General features: G+C 72.1%; 13 protein-coding genes. 5 read left to right on the top strand and 8 right to left on the bottom strand.

The window, feature by feature from the left end:
• The first annotated feature begins 111 nt into the window (after positions 1 to 111).
• The 3 genes from Q0967_RS01195 to clpX all read left to right on the top strand — a co-directional run bounded on the left by Q0967_RS01195 (position 112) and on the right by clpX (position 2980).
• Complete coding sequence (locus tag Q0967_RS01195; RefSeq protein ID WP_298747399.1) at positions 112 to 720, top strand: ATP-dependent Clp protease proteolytic subunit; 609 nt, start codon at positions 112 to 114, stop codon at positions 718 to 720.
• 80 nt (positions 721 to 800) lie between these two features.
• Positions 801 to 1469 (top strand): ATP-dependent Clp protease proteolytic subunit, encoded by a 669-nt coding sequence (locus Q0967_RS01190; protein WP_298748187.1) that lies wholly within the window; start codon positions 801 to 803, stop codon positions 1467 to 1469.
• Between the two features lie 233 nt (positions 1470 to 1702).
• Positions 1703 to 2980, top strand: coding sequence for an ATP-dependent Clp protease ATP-binding subunit ClpX (clpX, locus tag Q0967_RS01185; RefSeq protein ID WP_298747401.1), 1278 nt, complete (start codon positions 1703 to 1705; stop codon positions 2978 to 2980).
• Positions 2981 to 3124: 144 nt separating this feature from the next.
• Here the strand turns inward: clpX and Q0967_RS01180 are convergent, their stop codons facing one another.
• The 8 genes from Q0967_RS01180 to valS form a co-directional block, all read right to left on the bottom strand.
• The gene (locus tag Q0967_RS01180) at positions 3125 to 3481 is read right to left on the bottom strand and encodes a DUF202 domain-containing protein (RefSeq protein WP_298747404.1); all 357 of its coding nucleotides are present in this window, start codon (positions 3479 to 3481) and stop codon (positions 3125 to 3127) included.
• Positions 3478 to 3849: a YidH family protein gene (locus Q0967_RS01175; RefSeq protein ID WP_130014729.1), complete on the bottom strand. Its 372-nt coding sequence runs from the start codon at positions 3847 to 3849 to the stop codon at positions 3478 to 3480. The genes Q0967_RS01180 and Q0967_RS01175 overlap by 4 nt, the downstream gene beginning before the upstream one ends.
• A gap of 149 nt (positions 3850 to 3998) precedes the next feature.
• Positions 3999 to 4559, bottom strand: coding sequence for a hypothetical protein (locus Q0967_RS01170; protein ID WP_298747412.1), 561 nt, complete (start codon positions 4557 to 4559; stop codon positions 3999 to 4001).
• Positions 4559 to 5923: a DUF58 domain-containing protein gene (locus tag Q0967_RS01165; protein ID WP_298747415.1), complete on the bottom strand. Its 1365-nt coding sequence runs from the start codon at positions 5921 to 5923 to the stop codon at positions 4559 to 4561. Before Q0967_RS01165 ends, Q0967_RS01170 begins: the two co-directional genes overlap by 1 nt.
• Positions 5923 to 6957, bottom strand: a complete 1035-nt coding sequence (locus Q0967_RS01160; RefSeq protein ID WP_298747418.1) for a MoxR family ATPase — start codon at positions 6955 to 6957, stop codon at positions 5923 to 5925. The genes Q0967_RS01165 and Q0967_RS01160 overlap by 1 nt, the downstream gene beginning before the upstream one ends.
• Positions 6954 to 7502, bottom strand: coding sequence for a hypothetical protein (locus Q0967_RS01155; RefSeq protein ID WP_298747421.1), 549 nt, complete (start codon positions 7500 to 7502; stop codon positions 6954 to 6956). The genes Q0967_RS01160 and Q0967_RS01155 overlap by 4 nt, the downstream gene beginning before the upstream one ends.
• The gene (locus tag Q0967_RS01150; protein WP_298747424.1) at positions 7499 to 8227 is read right to left on the bottom strand and encodes a DUF4129 domain-containing protein; all 729 of its coding nucleotides are present in this window, start codon (positions 8225 to 8227) and stop codon (positions 7499 to 7501) included. Before Q0967_RS01150 ends, Q0967_RS01155 begins: the two co-directional genes overlap by 4 nt.
• A gap of 8 nt (positions 8228 to 8235) precedes the next feature.
• Positions 8236 to 10932 (bottom strand): valine--tRNA ligase, encoded by a 2697-nt coding sequence (valS, locus tag Q0967_RS01145; protein ID WP_298747428.1) that lies wholly within the window; start codon positions 10930 to 10932, stop codon positions 8236 to 8238.
• A gap of 153 nt (positions 10933 to 11085) precedes the next feature.
• Here valS and Q0967_RS01140 point away from each other — a divergent pair, with 153 nt between their 5' ends.
• The gene (locus tag Q0967_RS01140; RefSeq protein WP_299448846.1) at positions 11086 to 12765 is read left to right on the top strand and encodes a sodium:alanine symporter family protein; all 1680 of its coding nucleotides are present in this window, start codon (positions 11086 to 11088) and stop codon (positions 12763 to 12765) included.
• Between the two features lie 226 nt (positions 12766 to 12991).
• The gene (locus Q0967_RS01135; protein ID WP_298747432.1) at positions 12992 to 14101 is read left to right on the top strand and encodes a hypothetical protein; all 1110 of its coding nucleotides are present in this window, start codon (positions 12992 to 12994) and stop codon (positions 14099 to 14101) included.
• The last annotated feature ends 159 nt before the right edge of the window (positions 14102 to 14260 follow it).

The following is a 14260-nucleotide window of genomic DNA, read 5'->3' as shown; positions in this document are numbered from 1 at the left end:
CGGCGAACATCGCCCCGGGGCGGGAGTGTCGCGACCGGGGCGGGCGTTAGGGTCACTGACAAGCACACGTGCCGCACGGCATACCCCGGACGAAGCGAGGGAAAGCAGCACATGACTGAGGACACCACCATGGCCGAGCGCCCGGCACAGGCCGGTCTGGACGACCAGATCTACAACCGCCTGCTCAAGGAGCGCATCATCTTCCTGGGCTCGGACGTGCGCGACGATAACGCCAACGCGATCTGTGCCCAGCTGCTCCTCCTGGCCGCCGAGGACCCGGAGAAGGACATCTGGCTCTACATCAACTCACCGGGTGGTTCGGTGACCGCCGGCATGGCGATCTTCGACACCATGCAGTGGATCCCCAACGACGTCGCGACCGTCGCGATGGGCCTCGCCGCCTCGATGGGGCAGTTCCTGCTCTCCGCGGGTGCGCCCGGCAAGCGCTACGCCACCCCGCACGCCCGGGTGATGATGCACCAGCCCTCGGGCGGCATCGGCGGCACCGCCTCCGACATCAAGATCCAGGCCGAGCAGATGCTGCACATCAAGCAGCAGATGGCCGAGCTCATCGCCGAGCACACCGGTCAGAGCGTGGAGCAGATCACCCGCGACTCCGACCGCGACCGCTGGTTCACCGCCACCGAGGCCAAGGACTACGGCTTCGTGGACCACGTCTACGAGCGCTCCGGCGACGCGCCGTCGTCGCCCACCTCCTGACCGGCCCCAGACGCGAGAAGAGAGCTGATCTCCCGATGACCTACCCCCAGCAGCAGAGCCCCTACGCCGGTGGCGCCTGGATGGGCACCGCCCCCCAGCAGCAGCCTGGTGGTGGTGTGCCGGCGCAGCTCGCGCCGAGCAGCCGCTACATCCTGCCGCAGTTCGAGGAGCGCACCTCCTACGGCACCAAGCGCCAGGACCCCTACACCAAGCTCTTCGAGGACCGGATCATCTTCCTCGGCGTCCAGGTCGACGACGCGTCGGCCGACGACATCATCGCCCAGCTCATCGTGCTGGAGAGCCAGGACCCGGACCGCGACATCCTCATGTACATCAACTCACCCGGTGGCTCGTTCACCGCGCTGACTGCGATCTACGACACGATGCAGTACATCAAGCCGGACGTGCAGACCTTCGTCATCGGCCAGGCCGCCTCGGCGGCCGCCGTGCTGCTGGCGGCCGGGGCGCCGGGCAAGCGGTTCGCGCTGCCCAACGCCCGGGTGCTCATTCACCAGCCTGCGCTGGCCGGTGGCGACTACGGCCAGGCGTCCGACATCGAGATCCAGGCCAACGAGGTGCTGCGGATGCGCACCTGGCTGGAGGAGACCTGGGCCAAGCACTCCGGCCGCAGCGCCGAGCAGGTGCAGAAGGACATCGAGCGCGACAAGATCCTCACCGCCGCCGAGGCCAAGGAGTACGGCCTCGTCGACGAGGTCCTCGCCTCGCGCAAGGCGTCGCTGGACGACTGAGGCGCCGAGGTATGCCGACGGCCGGGTCCGCGCGGGCCCGGCCGTCGGCATACCGGGGCCTGGCGCCGCGTCGGCGCGAGCCGTTGCGCTGACAGCGGACACCAGGCGTCAACACGCGGGCGGGGCCTGGAAAACCCTGCCCAAACCCCTCCCGGCAAGGTAGCGTCGGGCGGACAGGACGAGCCCGGCTCGTCCGACGGACCGTAGGCCCGAGCTCAGGAAGGACCGACCACGTGGCACGTATGGGCGAGAGCAGCGAGCTGCTGAAGTGCTCTTTCTGCGGGAAGAGCCAGAAGCAGGTCAAGAAGCTGATCGCCGGCCCCGGGGTCTACATCTGCGACGAGTGCATCGACCTGTGCAACGAGATCATCGAGGAGGAGCTGGCCGAGTCCAGCGACCTGGGGCTGGGCCAGCTGCCCAAGCCGCGCGAGATCTTCGACTTCCTCCAGAACTACGTCGTCGGCCAGGACCCCGCCAAGCGGGCGCTGGCCGTCGCCGTCTACAACCACTACAAGCGGATCCAGGCCGGTGAGGGCAAGAGCGCCGGCGAGGACAACGTCGACATCGCCAAGTCCAACATCCTGCTCATCGGCCCGACCGGGTGCGGCAAGACGTATCTCGCCCAGACCCTCGCGCGGATGCTCAACGTCCCCTTCGCCATCGCCGACGCGACGGCGCTCACCGAGGCCGGCTACGTCGGCGAGGACGTCGAGAACATCCTGCTCAAGCTCATCCAGGCCGCCGACTTCGACGTCAAGAAGGCCGAGACCGGGATCATCTACATCGACGAGATCGACAAGATCGCCCGCAAGAGCGAGAACCCCTCGATCACCCGGGACGTCTCCGGGGAGGGTGTGCAGCAGGCGCTGCTGAAGATCCTCGAGGGTACGGTCGCCAGCGTCCCGCCGCAGGGCGGGCGCAAGCACCCGCACCAGGAGTTCATCCAGATCGACACCGGCAACGTGCTCTTCATCGTTGGCGGGGCCTTCGCCGGCATGGAGAAGATCATCGAGTCGCGGACCGGCAAGCAGGGGCTCGGCTTCGGCGCCGAGCTGAAGTCGGCCAAGGACGCCGGGGAGCACTTCGGGGACGTGCTGCCGGAGGACCTCATGAAGTTCGGGCTCATCCCCGAGTTCATCGGGCGTCTGCCCGTCATCACCACCGTGTCGCCGCTGGACCGCGACGCCCTGGTCAACATCCTCACCGAGCCGCGCAACGCGCTGGTGAAGCAGTACCAGAAGATGTTCGAGATCGACGGCGTGGAGCTGGAGTTCGCCGACGAGGCGCTCGAGGCCATCGCCGACCAGGCGTTGCTGCGCGGCACCGGAGCCCGCGGGCTGCGGGCCATCCTGGAGGAGGTGCTGCTGCCGGTGATGTTCGACGTCCCCTCCGACGACCAGATCGCCAAGGTGGTCATCACCCGCGAGGTCGTCCAGGAGAACGTCAACCCCACGATCGTCCGGCGCGACGTCGCCCCCCGCAAGCGTCAGCAGCGCAAGGAGAGCGCCTGACCCGCGCACCGGACGCGCGTCCAGCACACACCAGACGCGTGGTCGGAACACACCAGAGGCGCGTCCAGGACACACCGGACGCGTGGTCAGACCGCACCGAGCGCGTGATGGGCAGGGCGACGGGACCTCTCGTGCCGTGACGGATCAGGCGAGCCTCTCCAGCCCCACCTGCAGCACGTAGACCGCAGCCGCCACGGCCACGAGGCCCAGGGAGGCGCTGGCGACGGCGAAGGCGGACCCGTCGCCGGCCAACGTGTCCTCGCGGTGCAACCACAGATGCATCCGGCGGTAGCGCTGCGTCGCCCGGTGGTAGGCCCACGCCGCGCCCGCGACACCCACCACACCCACGAGTGCGGCGGCGACGAGACCGAGCCGGTCACCGGCATACCTCGCGATCGCGGCCGAGACGACGGCGAGCGCGAGCGCCGTCCGGCGCCAGGCCAGCAGGGTGCGCTCCGGCTGCAACCCGGGGTCGTAGGGCCGGTCCGGTCCGACGGTCACGCGAGCAGCCCCACCGCGACGAGGAGGATGGCCAGCAGCACACCGACCGCGATGACGGCACCGATGGTGAGCGGCGGGAGGGTCCGACCCTCGCGCATCGCCCGCTCGACCCGGAACCACCCCACCCACGCCTGCACCGAGGCCAGCATCCCGAGCACGACGAAGACGGCAGCGGCGGCCAGCCGGTAGCCCGGGGCGATCGGCACCGCGAGCGCCTCCAAGGCGACCCCCGCGGCGAGGAAGGCGAGCGCCGTGCGGATCCACGCGAGGAAGGTGCGCTCGTTGGCCAGGCTGAAGCGGGGGTCCGGGTCGCTGCCCAGGGCGTACACCGACTGCGGGAAGCGACGCCGCGACCGACCCCCGCTCATCGCCCGGCGGTCAGGTCGACGAGCGCGTGCATGGGCGCCAGCATAGGCCGGGGCGAGGGGCGCGAGGTATGCCGTGACCCCGGCCCGTGCAGCACGACCGCGGGCCGACGGCGCGTCCGGTGCGGGCTGAGCACGCGTCCGGTGTCGTCCTACGGCGCGTCCGGTGCGGTGTGGTGGCGGCGGAGGCGGACGTAGCCGAGCAGAGCCCCGGCCAGGAGGGCCAGGCCGATGATGCTGGGCACCGGCCCGACGCCGGCGCTCCCGCCGCTCCCTGCGGCGGCGAGCGCCGCCAGCCCCCAGACGAGGGTGACCGCCGCGGCGACGACGCCGACGCGGGCGGCATACCGGAGGAGGACGGAGCGGGGCACGGTCGCCTGGGGCGGCACCGAGGCCGCGAGGGCCGCGCTCGCGTGCACGAGCAGCAGGCTCCACGCCGCGGGCAGGAGCGCCCAGTGCCACGGCCCCGGGACGGCGGCCCACCAGGCCGCGATGGCCCACACGAGGAAGAGGGCCGGCATGACACCGGCGGGCTGGGCCACGACGAGCGCGCCCAGCACGACCGTGCCGATCCAGACGGTCGGCCCCCCGCCGCCGGCCGCGACGAGGCACAGTGCGAAGACGACCGACCCGACCAGCGCCACCAACCGCACCCGCAGGTGGCTGGGGGAGGCGGTCCGCAGGTTGACCCAGTGCTCGCGTAACTCGCCCATCAGGCACCCACCCGGCGTCGGCGGCGGGCCAGCTCCAGCAGCACGACGTCCAGGCTGCCCGGGCCCAGCCAGGGCACCACCGCGACGCCCTGCGCGCGGATCGCCCGGATCTCCCGGTCCCGCTCGAGCATCCGGATCCGCCAGGCGGTCCGTGCCAGGGCGTCGCGCTCGCCGCTGGGCGCCACCCGGGCGACGGCCTCGCCGAGGGCGTCCACCACGACGACCGAGGTGCCGCGCGCCGCCAGGGTCGCGGCCTGGGTGAGCGCGTCGGGGGAGACCAGGGAGGAGATCATCACCACGAGGGTCCCCGAACCGATCCCGAGGTGGACCCGGCGCGGGTCGGTCTGCTCGTCCACCGAGGCCTGCACCCCGCTGAGGGTGTCGAGGATCCGGACCCCGTGCCGCCGACCGGTGCCGGTCGGCACCACGAGCGGGGTGCGCGCCGAGAGCACCCGGAGGCTGACCCGGTCGCCCTGGTGCAGGAAGTGCTCGGCGATCGCGGCCGCGGCCCGCACCGACCGGTCGAGGGAGCTCACGTCGCCGTCCAGGCCGCCGGAGCGGCCCAGGTCGTAGTGCGCGTCGACGAGCACGGCGACGTGCGTGTCCTGGTCGGCGTAGCTAGAGGTCACGTGCAGCTCCCCGGTCCGGCTCGAGCGGGGCCAGTGGATACGCCGCAGCCGGTCGCCGACCTGGAAGGGGCGGATCGTCGCGAACTCGCTGCCCTCCCCGGGGCGGCTGGAGCGGTGCATCCCCACCAGCCCGCGCGGGTGCGGGGCCGGCGCGGAGGTGTCGAAGGCCGCCGGCTGGGGCAGTACCCGCAGCGCCTGCGCGTCCATCGACAGCGGACCCCACCGGTAGGAGCCCCAGGCGCTCGCCGCGGCGACCTGCAGCGGCCCGATCCGGCGCACCCCCCACCGGGTCACCCGGACCCCGACGAGCAGCCGCCGGTAGCCCTGCACCCGGGGCCCGTCGGCGTCGGCCACGGTGCAGGTCCGCTGGACGAGCAGGTCGTCGCTGTCCCGCGCCTGGCGCATCCGCTCCCTGAGCACCGCCGTGACGAAGGGGGCGGGCGTGAGGGCGGCCGAGAGGACCTCGGCACCCTCCACCGGCTCGAGGTCGGCGACGGCGAGCGCCTGGTCGCCCTCCCGGACCTGCGCGTGCGAGAGCCCGAACCGGTGGTCGGGGCGCTCCTGCGGACGGGTCGCGAGGCTCCAGGCGAGCACGAGGGCGAGCGGGCTGACCAGCACGAGCAGGTCCGGACGCCGGAACACCAGCGCCACCGGGGCGATCGTGAGCACGGCGACGAGGCAGCGCTGGAGCGCGTGCGTGGGTCGCCAGGCGTCGGCCCGCTCGAAGGCCGCCATCAGGACCGCGCCGCGGCCCGCTCGGCCGTCGCGTCGTCCTCGTCCACCGTGGAGGCCCCCGTCCGCGAGCCGGGCACGGGCACCTGTCCCAGGGCGGCCGTCACCACCGCGGCGCCCCCGGTGTCGGACATCCACAGCTCGGGCTTGATCGAGATGCGGTGGTCGAGCACGGCGTGCGCCACCGCCTTGACGTCCTCGGGCGTGACGTAGTCGCGGCCGTGGACGACGGCATACGCCCGGGAGGTGAGCATGAGGGCGAGCGAGCCGCGCGGGGAGGCGCCGACGAGCACGGCGCGGTGCCGGCGCGTCGCCGAGGCCAGCTCGACGCAGTAGCGGGAGATGTCGTCCTCGACCGGGACCCGCTCGACCGCGTCCTGCATGGCGGCAAGCCCGGCGGCGTCGGTGACCGGCTCGAGCCGCTGGTCCTCGGACTGCCGGGCGACGCGGCGGCGCAGCACGTCCCACTCCTCTTCGGGGGAGGGGTAGCCGAAGGACACCCGCGCCAGGAAGCGGTCCAGCTGCGCCTCGGGGAGGGGGTAGGTGCCCTCGTACTCCACCGGGTTGGCGGTGGCCAGCACGTGGAACGGCTGCGGCAGGGCGAAGGTCTGGCCCTCGACGGTCACCTGGTGCTCCTGCATCGCCTCGAGCAGGGCCGACTGGGTCTTCGGCGGGGTGCGGTTGATCTCGTCCGCGAGCAGCAGCCCGGTGAACAGCGGCCCGGGCCGGAAGACGAACTCGGTGCTCCTCTGGTCGAAGACGAAGGACCCGGTGAGGTCGGAGGGGAGCAGATCGGGGGTGAACTGCGCCCGGGTGAAGTCCAGCCCCAGGGTCTGGGCGAAGGAGCGGGCGGCCAGCGTCTTGCCGAGCCCCGGGAAGTCCTCGAGGAGGACGTGGCCGCGGGAGAGGACCGCGGTCAGCACCAGTGTCAGCGCCTCACGCTTGCCGACGACCGCCTGCTCGACCCGGTCGAGCACCTGCGCGGCGCGACGGGACACCTCGGGCACGTCCAGGGCGGGGGTGGGGGTGTCGTTCACAGCTTCTCGACTCCTTCGATGGCGGTATGCAGCGCGCTCCGGCTGCGTCGGCGGGTGCCCGTGGGCGGGTGCTCGAGGTAGTCGGCCAGGTGCGGGTCGAGCAGCGCCCGGGCCTGCTCGGGCTGGGTCTCGAGGTCGACGTCGTGGTGGGCGAGCAGGCGCTCGGCGGCGAGCTCGCGGATGACGGGGTAGATCTCGTCCGTGCGGTCGTCGCGCTCCAGGGCGTCCCGCAGGTCCCGGCGCAGCCGCAGCAGGCGGTAGTCCATCGCGTCCGGGGGCGCAGCCTCCTGGCGCGGGGTCGAGACCCAGTAGGCCTGCTCGACGTCCCGGGCCGTCGTGGACAGCCCCCAGGTGAGCAGCCCGCCCACCACGCCGGCCAGCACCACGACGAGCAGGGCCAGGGGCCAGGCGTAGGGCAGGGCGCCGATGAAGAAGAGCAGCCCGCCGAGCAGGACCGCGATGACCAGGGCCGGCACCAGGTGGCGGCGCAGGTCGGTGGCGAGCGCCTGCTGCCGGTGCGGCAGCGGCGGGAGGGACCTGGTCATGGCTGCTCGCCCTCGCCCTCGGAGGGAGCCCGCTCCTGCTCGGCGAGGGCCCGGCGGCGCAGGTCCTCGTGGATGCGCTCGAGCGCGGCGACGGCCTGCTCGCGCTGCTCCTCGGACACCGGGTGCCGGGAGAAGCGGGCCTCGCGGTAGGCCTCCGACAGGGTGCGGATCGAGGTCTCGTCGACCTCCCAGCGGCCCAGCACCCGCCGGGTCAGCTCGCTGGCCGTCTCGGCCGGGTTGTCCGGCAGACCGGACCGGCGGACGGCCTCCTCGAGCGCCACCCAGCAGGCCACGACCGCGTTGCGGGGGTCACCCTCGGCGAGCGCGCGGTAGCGCACGTCGTCACCGCTGGCCTCGAGCAGCGCGGCGAGCTGCTCGTCCTCCTCCATCCCCAGCGGCTCGTCGTCGTGCCGGTCGCGGGCCAGGAGCGCGCGGACGACGAGCAGGACGACCACGACGACCAGCAGGAGGACGCCGACGAGCAGCCAGTCGACCGCCCAGCCCTCCTGCGGCGGGGGGCGGGACCCCGAGGGCGCGGCCGTCGCCGCGGTCTGCTCGGCGACCGGCAGCGGCGGGGGCAGGCCGATCTCGGGCTCCCACGTGCCGGTGGGAGGCCCCAGCAGCGGCCGGCCGCTGCTGGAGCTCCACAGCAGCAGGCTCAGCCCGGCCACCGCGGCGAGCACCGCGAGGACGACACCACTGGTCGACCCCGTGCCCCTGCGCATACCTCACCCTAAGCCGGGGCCTCCACGAGGGCGACGTCGCGCACGCCGAGCTGGTCGGCCTCGGCGAAGGTCAGCTCGCCGGTCACCTTGCCGGCGGCCGCCAGGTCGGTGAGGGCGGCGCGGACCCGGTCCAGCTCGCCGGCCGGGCCGGCCACCGTCGCCGCCGAGATCGGGGTGCGCATCTTGACCTTGGCCTCCGACTTGGCCCGGCGCAGGCCGGCCAGGGCCTGCCCGACCGTGCCGAGCAGGGCGGCGTCGGCACCCTCGGCCACGGCCAGCTCCTCCACCACGGGCCACGGCTGGGTGTGCACCGAGGTGCCCGCGTCGTGCCACCACGACCACACCTCCTCGGTCGCGAACGAGATCACCGGTGCCAGCAGCCGCAGCTGCACCGACAGGGCGAGCCGCAGGGCCGCGCGGGCGGACAGCGTCTGCGGCGTCGGGTCGTCCGTCGGTCCGTCGGCGGAGAACTCCCCGCCGTAGGCGCGCTCCTTGACCAGCTCGAGGTAGTCGTCGCAGAAGGTCCAGAAGAACGACTCGGTGACGTCCAGCGCGGTGGAGTAGTCCCAGGCCTCGTAGGCCTGGGTGGCCCGGCGCACGACCTCGGCCAGCCCGGCCAGCATCCCCCGGTCCAGCGGCTCGGTGACGAGGTCGGCCTCGGAGGAGCCCTCCGGCAGCTCGCCGAAGCCGAGGACGAAGGAGCTGGCGTTGAGCAGCTTGATCGCCAGCCGGCGCCCGACCTTGACCTGGTTGGGGTCGTCGACCGTGTCGACGCCGGGGCGCGCCGCGGCCGCCCAGTAGCGCACCGCGTCGGTCCCGCTGGCCTGGAGCATGTCCAGCGGGGTGACGGCGTTGCCCTTGGACTTGGACATCTTCTTGCGGTCCGGGTCGAGGATCCAGCCGTTGAGGTAGGCGTCGGTCCACGGCACCGTGCCGTGCTCGTGGTGCGCGCGGACCATCGTCGCGAAGAGCCAGGTGCGGATGATGTCGTGCCCCTGGGGCCGCATGTCGAACGGGAAGATCGCCTCGAAGAGCTCGGGGTCCGAGCCCTCGCCGGCCCCGCCGCGCGTGGGCCACCCGGCCGCGATCTGCGGGGAGAGCGAGGACGTCGCCCACGTGTCCATGACGTCGGTGTCGGCGGTGAAGCCGCCGGGCTGGTCGCGCTGGTCCTCGGTGTAGCCCTCCGGCACATCGCTCACCGGGTCGATCGGCAGTCGCGCCTCGTCGGGCACGAGGACGGTGTCGTGGTCGACCTCCCCGGCGGCGTCTACGGCATACCAGACCGGGAACGGGACGCCGAAGAAGCGCTGGCGGCTGATGAGCCAGTCGCCGTTGAGGCCCTCGACCCAGTTGCGGTAGCGGCTGCGCATGAAGCCGGGGTGGAAGTCGACCTCCTCCCCGCGGGCGATGAGCGCCTCACGCAGCCCGGGGGCGCCCTCCTCGCGGCCACCGTTGCGGATGAACCACTGGCGGCTGGTGACGATCTCCAGCGGCTTCTCGCCGCGCTCGTAGAAGTTGGCCTTGCGCTGCGTCTTCGTGGGCTCGCCGTCGAGGTCGCCGGACGCCCGCAGGGCCTCGACCACGGCCTCCCGGGCGGCGTGCACGGTCCGGCCGGCCAGCCGCTCGGTCCAGAGCTGCTCGCCGGGGCCTCCGGCGACCCACTCCGGGGTCTGCTCCTGCACCCGGCCGGCCCGGGTGATGACCGACCGGGTCGGGAGCTGCAGCTCGCGCCACCACTGCACGTCGGTCATGTCGCCGAAGGTGCAGCACATCGCGATGCCGGCGCCCTTGTCCATCTCCGCGAGCGGGTGGGCGAGCACGGGCACCTCGACCCCGAACAGCGGCGAGGTGACCGTGGTGCCGAAGAGGTCGGCATACCGCTCGTCGTCAGGGTGGGCGATGAGCGCGACGACGGCGGGGATGAGCTCGGGGCGGGTCGTCTCGATGTGGACCGGGTCCCCGTCGGCGCGGTGGTAGGCCACCCGGTGGTAGGCGCCGGGGTAGTCGCGCGCCTCGAGCTCGGCCTGGGCGACGGCGGTCTGGAAGGTGATGTCCCAGAGGCCGGGTGCCAGGGCCTGGTATGCCTCGCCGCGGGCGAGGTTGCGCAGGAACGCCTGCTGCGCGACGGCCCGGGAGCGGTCGCCGATGGTGCGGTACTGCACGTTCCAGTCGATGGCCAGGCCGAGGCGGCGGAAGACGTCCTCGAAGGCCTGCTCGTCGATGACCGTGAGCTCCTCGCAGAGCTCGATGAAGGTGGAGCGGCCCACGGGCACCTGGTCGGCAGCCTTGAGGCTCTTGCCGTCGCCACCGCGCTGCGGCGGGGTGAAGTCGGGGTCGTAGGGCAGGGACGCGTCGCCGCGCACGCCGTAGTAGTTCTGCACCCGCTTCTCGGTCGGCAGCCCGTTGTCGTCCCACCCGATGGGGTAGAACACGTGCTTGCCGGTCATCCGGTGGTAGCGCGCCAGGCAGTCGGCCTGGGTGTAGCCGAAGACGTGACCGAGGTGCAGCGTGCCGGACGCGGTCGGGGGCGGGGTGTCGACGGCGAAGACCTGCTCCCGCGGGCCGGCCAGCGCGGTGTCCCGGTCGAAGGCGTAGACGTCGGTGTCCTTCCATACCGCGACCCACTTCTCCTCGAGGCCGTCGACGGACGGGCGCTCGGGCAGCTGCGCCGGGCGCGAGGGAGCGATCTGGTGGGTGTGCGTCATGCTCGGTATTGTCACAGACCGCGACGGGGTGGCCGCGCGGACGGAGTGCCTCAACGAGGACGGCCGGCCAGGTGTTCCTGGGGACGATCACATTTTGGTCACGATCAGGGTATGTCGTTGACCAATCACCTGATGTGGCAAACAGTGTGACGCATGTTGCGAACAATTCCCCTGTCCATGGCCGAGGCGGTCGATGACCCCCAGTGGGTCCAGAACCTCGAGTCCACCGTCGACTCCAGCTTCGAGACGATCACCAAGGTCTCCGGCGACATCATCTTCTTCGAGATCCCCGGCATCCCGATGCCCTTCGTCGTGATGTGGCTGCTCGCCGCAGCCATCATCATCTCGTTCTACTTCGGGTTCATCCAGTTCCGCGGCATCAAGGTGGCGTGGGACACGCTGCGGGGCAAGTACTCCTCCCCGGACGACCCGGGTGAGATCCCGCACTACCAGGCGTTGACCTCCGCCGTCTCGGGCACCGTGGGCCTGGGCAACATCGCCGGTGTCGGCGTCGCCGTCACCCTGGGTGGCCCCGGGGCGACCTTCTGGATGATCCTGGCCGGTCTCTTCGGCATGGCGACGAAGTTCGCCGAGTGCACGCTCGGCGTGAAGTACCGCGAGATCCGCGCCGACGGCACCGTCTCCGGCGGACCGTTCAAGTACCTCCCCGTCGCGTTCAGCAAGTTCCCCAAGTTCCTCTCGGTGGGCCTCACCGGCCTCTTCGCCCTCGCGATCCTCTTCTTCGGCGTCGGCGGCGGCAACATGTTCCAGGCCAACCAGACCTACTCGCAGGCCGTCGAGGTCACCGGTGGTGAGGACAGCTTCCTGGCCTCCACCTCCGCGGGGCTCATCTTCGGTCTCGTCCTCGCCGCCCTCATCGGCGCGGTCATCATCGGTGGGATGAAGTCCATCGGCCGGGTCACCTCGACGCTGGTCCCGCTCATGGGTGGCATCTACGTGCTCGCCTGCTTCGTCGTCATCCTGACGAACATCCCGCACATCCCCGGTGCCATCGGCGACATCCTCACCGGCGCCTTCACCGCCGAGGGGGTCACCGGTGGATTCATCGGTGCCCTGGTCGTCGGCCTGACCCGCTCGGCCTTCTCCAACGAGGCGGGCCTGGGCTCGGCCCCGATCGCGCACTCGACCGTGAAGACCCGCCGGCCGGTGTCCGAGGGCTTCGTCGCGATGTTCGAGCCGTTCATCGACACCGTCCTCGTCTGCACCATGACCGCCCTGACGATCGTCATCGCGGACACCACGTTCTACAACGAGACCCGTGAGCAGGTCTTCGCGGACGACAGCTACGACTACGGCGGTGGTGTGGTCATCACCTCCGACGCCTTCGCCGAGAACATCTCGTGGTTCCCGACGATCCTGGCCGTCGCGGTCGCGCTGTTCGCGATCTCCACCCTCATCACCTGGTCCTACTACGGCCAGCGGGCGTGGAACTACCTCTTCGGCGACACCCGGACCTCGACCCTCATCTACCGGGTCGTGTTCCTCCTCTTCACGGTGGCGGGCTGCATCCTCAACTTCGGCCAGGTGCTGGCGTTCGCGGACAACTTCCTGTTCGTCTGCGCGTTCGTCAACCTGCTCGGCGTCTACTTCCTGCTGCCGGTCATCAAGAAGGAGATGAACGAGTACCTCGCGGACCGCAAGAGCGGCAAGCTCGCCGAGCTCGGCAAGCTGGACGCCGACAAGGACATGTCCGTGCGTGACCTCGCCGAGGCCAACCAGGTGCGCGACGACTCCGGCGCGAACCGCCTGGCCGACCCCGACGACGACGGGTTCGGTGCGGGTGGGGCGACCACCCCGCGCGACCGTCGCTGACGGCATACCGCAGCATCACCGAGGGCCGGGAGCACACGCTCCCGGCCCTCGGCCGTCCCCGGCGTCGGTTCGTCCCGCCGACACGCCCGGTCAGACCGGCTGAGGTACGCACGTGCGCGGATGAGCCGCTCCAGGCGCGCGTGTCGTCGGCACGCCGACGCCCGTCCTGGGTACGCCTGTGGACAAGCTCGGTGAGCAGGTCGGGCGATCCGGCACGGTAGACCGCATGAGCGAGCCCTTCGACCCGTCGGTGCCCTTCCTCCGCCAGGACGGGCTGCGGGCCGGACTGACCAAGCACGCCCTGGACGGCCCGGGCTTCCGTCGCCTCTTCGGGAGCGTCCGGCTACCCGCCAGCGTGACCCTCACCGCCCTGCTGCTGGCGCGGGCGGCCTTGCTCGTCGCACCCGACGCCGTCATCAGCCACCACTCCGCGGCCCGGCTCTACGGCGCGGTCGTGCCCCGCTCGCCGCTGGTGCACCTGACCGTGCGGCGGGCCCAGGACCGGCGCCGGCGCGAGGGGCTAGAGTGGCACGTCCACCCGGACCCGGCGACGTGGGTGTTCGGCGGCATCCGAGTCACCACCCCCGCCCAGACCTTCCTCGACCTCGCCCACGACCTGGACCTGGTGGCTCTCGTCGTCCTCGGTGACTCACTGGTGCACCGGGGTCGCGTGACCCCGGGCCAGCTGGTGGACGCGGCGCAGGACCGCGGTTCGGCACGCGCCCGTCAGGCGGCCTTGCTGGTCCGGAGGGGTGCCGAGTCACCCATGGAGACCAAGGTGAGGCTGCTGCTGGTCCTGGCCGGGCTGCCCGAGCCCCGGGTCCAGGTCACGCTGGTCGACGAGGAAGGGTCGCCCCGCTACCGTCTGGACCTGAGCTACCCCGAGCTCAAGGTCGCCATCGAGTACGACGGGCGCCACCATGCCGAGGACGCCGGTCAGTGGGGCCACGACATCGACCGCCGCGAGTGGCTCGACGGGCGCGGCTGGCGGCTCGTCGTCGTGCGCAGCCCTGACGTGCACGCCACGCCCTGGGCCACGGTGCGGCGCATCGCCGGCGTGCTCGCCTCGCGCGGCTTCGACAAGCCCCTGCCGCCACGGGCACCGGCCGGTTCGCCCGCCACTTCCCGGAGCAGCCGTGGCGGGCCACCCGCCGAGGACGCGCCGCAGACGCGCCGACGGCTGACGGCTCAGGTGCGCACGTGCGCGGATGAGCCGATCTGGCCGCGCGTGTCGTCGGGACGTCACGCGCACCGCCCCTGCCTGGCGAGAACTCCGTCGCACGACTCCGCCGCCAGGCAGACGGTGGCACGCCTCGCTCGGGCGCGGAGGCGCTAGCATGGTGAGGACAGGCGTCCGAGCCGTCATCAGCGGCGAGCCTGCGGAAGAACCGCCACCGTATGCCGACGGTGAGCGCACTAGACCCGCACGGGTAGGCCCGTCACAGCCGGCACGAAGCGGCACGTCGCGTCACGAGGACCCTGGCCAGGGCCCGGA

It is taken from the genome of uncultured Serinicoccus sp., assembly GCF_947500995.1.
Classification (GTDB): Bacteria; Actinomycetota; Actinomycetes; order Actinomycetales; family Dermatophilaceae; genus Ornithinicoccus.
The sequence above is the reverse complement of the archived record's forward strand: the minus strand, read 5'-3'. Positions and strand labels throughout refer to the sequence as shown.

Bases quoted from the DNA above. Each gene is read 5' to 3' on its own strand.
- Q0967_RS01195 (WP_298747399.1), top strand. From the start codon at position 112: ATGACTGAGGACACCACCATGGCCGAGCGCCCGGCACAGGCCGGTCTG.
- Q0967_RS01135 (WP_298747432.1), top strand. From the start codon at position 12,992: ATGAGCGAGCCCTTCGACCCGTCGGTGCCCTTCCTCCGCCAGGACGGG.
- Q0967_RS01150 (WP_298747424.1), bottom strand. From the start codon at position 8,227: ATGCGCAGGGGCACGGGGTCGACCAGTGGTGTCGTCCTCGCGGTGCTC.
- Q0967_RS01175 (WP_130014729.1), bottom strand. From the start codon at position 3,849: ATGAGCGGGGGTCGGTCGCGGCGTCGCTTCCCGCAGTCGGTGTACGCC.
- valS (WP_298747428.1), bottom strand. From the start codon at position 10,932: ATGACGCACACCCACCAGATCGCTCCCTCGCGCCCGGCGCAGCTGCCC.
- Q0967_RS01165 (WP_298747415.1), bottom strand. From the start codon at position 5,923: ATGGCGGCCTTCGAGCGGGCCGACGCCTGGCGACCCACGCACGCGCTC.
- Q0967_RS01140 (WP_299448846.1), top strand. From the start codon at position 11,086: ATGTTGCGAACAATTCCCCTGTCCATGGCCGAGGCGGTCGATGACCCC.
- Q0967_RS01190 (WP_298748187.1), top strand. From the start codon at position 801: ATGGGCACCGCCCCCCAGCAGCAGCCTGGTGGTGGTGTGCCGGCGCAG.
- Q0967_RS01170 (WP_298747412.1), bottom strand. From the start codon at position 4,559: ATGGGCGAGTTACGCGAGCACTGGGTCAACCTGCGGACCGCCTCCCCC.
- Q0967_RS01155 (WP_298747421.1), bottom strand. From the start codon at position 7,502: ATGACCAGGTCCCTCCCGCCGCTGCCGCACCGGCAGCAGGCGCTCGCC.